Below are 2116 nucleotides of genomic sequence, written 5' to 3'. Positions count from 1 at the left end.
GCGGCCGAAAACGCACCCCACGGCGGCCCTGGAACCGCTACGCCGGCTCGTCGTCCGTGTGCGGGGCGCAGCCCAACACGTGGGCCTTGACCAGGTCCGCGATCCGCGGATCCCGGCGGCGGAACGCGGCGACCAACTCCTCGTGCTCCTCCGCGTAGGACTGCTGCACCGTGCCGAGCCAGCGGATGGAGAGGGCCGTGAAGACCTCGATGCCGAGGCCCTCCCAGGTGTGCAGCAGCACGGAGTTGCCGGCGGCCCGGACCAGCTCGCGGTGGAAGGCGACCGTGTGCCGTACCTGGGACGTGCCGTCGGCGTTGNNGACATGCGGCTCCAACGCCGAGCAGTCCTCCGCCAGCCGGTCGGCCGCCAGCTCCGCAGCGATCGCCTCCAGACCGGCCCTGACCGGGTAACTCTCCTCCAGATCGGCCGCCGTGAGGTTCCGCACCCGTACGCCCTTGTTCGGCGCGGACTCGATCAGCCGCAGCGACTCCAGCTCGCGCAGCGCCTCCCGCACCGGCGTCTGGCTGACCTCCAGCTCCGTCGCGATGCGCCGCTCCACGATCCGCTCACCCGGCTTCCAGCGCCCGCTCACGATCCCCTCCACGATGTGCTCGCGGATCTGTTCGCGCAGCGAGTGGACGACGGGCGCGGTGGTCATGCGGGCTCCTTCGGCGGGGGACTGAGCCCCAAGGGCGTTGACCCATAGACAATAAAGCCGCGACGCCGCCCTTGAGGGGCGCACGGGCGCCCTTTCTCGCAGGTGAGACGAGACTTACACGCTCCCATGGTGGTCCCGTCTGTAAAGACCCGTACCGGCCGAGCTGCGAAGCCGCTGCGGACGTGCCGCTCCCGGGAAAACAACGGTGCCCGCCCGGAAGCTCCGGACGGGCACCGTGTACTGCGGTGGTGGACCGTTACAGGCCGAGCTCGACCTCGAACTCGCCCGCCTCCAGGATCGCCTTGACCGCCGTCAGGTAACGGGCCGCGTCGGCGCCGTCGACCAGGCGGTGGTCGTAGGAGAGGGTCAGGTAGGTCATGTCGCGGACGCCGATGACCGTGCCCTCCTCCGTCTCGATCACGGCGGGGCGCTTGACCGTGGCGCCGATGCCGAGGATCGCGACCTGGTTCGGCGGCACGATGATCGTGTCGAAGAGCGCGCCGCGCGAGCCGGTGTTGGAGATGGTGAAGGTCGCGCCGGACAGCTCGTCCGGAGTGATCTTGTTGGCCCGGACCTTGCCCGCCAGGTCGGCGGTGGCCTTGGCGATACCGGCGATGTTGAGGTCACCCGCGTGCTTGATGACCGGGGTCATCAGGCCCTTCTCGGAGTCCACGGCGATGCCGACGTTCTCCGTGTCGAAGTAGGTGATGGTGCCCTCGGCCTCGTTGATCCGGGCGTTGATGGCCGGGTGGGCCTTCAGCGCCTGGGCCGCCGCCTTCACGAAGAACGGCATAGGGGAGAGCTTCACACCCTCGCGGGCCGCGAAGGAGTCCTTCGCCTTGGCACGCAGCTTCATCAGACGGGTCACGTCGACCTCGACGACCGAGGACAGCTGCGCCTGCTCGTGCAGCGCCTTGACCATGTTGTCGCCGATGACCTTGCGGATGCGCGGCATCTTGATGGTCTGGCCGCGGAGGGGGGAGGCCTCCAGGACCGGGGCCTTCTTCGACGCGGCGGCGGCTGCCGGAGCCGCGGCGGCCGGGGCCGGGGCGGCGGCAGCGGCCTTCGCGGCCTCGGCGGCGGCGATGACGTCCTGCTTGCGGATACGACCGCCGACACCGGTGCCCTTGACGGACGCCAGGTCGACGCCGTTCTCCGCGGCGAGCTTGCGGACCAGCGGGGTCACGTACGCACCCTCGTCCGCCGCCAAGGCGACGGACGAGGGTGCGTACGTGACCCCGCTGGTCCGCAAGCTCGCCGCGGAGAACGGCGTCGACCTGGCGTCCGTCAAGGGCACCGGTGTCGGCGGTCGTATCCGCAAGCAGGACGTCATCGCCGCCGCCGAGGCCGCGAAGGCCGCTGCCGCGGCCGCGGCGGCCGGGCGCCGGGGCTGCGGCAGCCGCCGCCGCGTCGAAGAAGGCCCCGGTCCTGGAGGCCTCCCCCCTCCGCGCCCAGACC

The 2116-nt window shown here is 71.1% G+C and carries 2 protein-coding genes and 2 pseudogenes; 1 reads left to right on the top strand and 3 read right to left on the bottom strand.

Annotated features, from left to right (window positions below):
• Positions 1 to 37 precede the first annotated feature (37 nt).
• From AOK15_RS46770 to sucB, 3 genes and pseudogenes are all read right to left on the bottom strand, one after another.
• Positions 38 to 317 (bottom strand): annotated as a pseudogene (locus tag AOK15_RS46770) (FCD domain-containing protein); the annotation flags it as partial.
• 2 nt (positions 318 to 319) lie between these two features.
• On the bottom strand, positions 320 to 658 hold a 339-nt coding region (locus AOK15_RS46765; RefSeq protein WP_240508431.1), incomplete at its 3' end, for a GntR family transcriptional regulator.
• A 256-nt stretch (positions 659 to 914) separates the two neighbouring features.
• Positions 915 to 1874 (bottom strand): annotated as a pseudogene (gene sucB / locus AOK15_RS14385) (2-oxoglutarate dehydrogenase, E2 component, dihydrolipoamide succinyltransferase); the annotation flags it as partial.
• 16 nt (positions 1875 to 1890) lie between these two features.
• On the opposite strand from sucB, the gene AOK15_RS48545 reads away from it, so the two are divergent.
• Positions 1891 to 2116 (top strand): E3 binding domain-containing protein (locus AOK15_RS48545; protein WP_338059900.1); only part of this gene is annotated, 226 nt, incomplete at its 3' end.

Source organism: Streptomyces ossamyceticus, assembly GCF_001418475.1.
Taxonomy (GTDB): domain Bacteria; phylum Actinomycetota; class Actinomycetes; order Streptomycetales; family Streptomycetaceae; genus Streptomyces; species Streptomyces ossamyceticus.
Note: the sequence above shows the minus strand (reverse complement) of the source record. Positions and strands in the feature narration are given on the sequence as shown.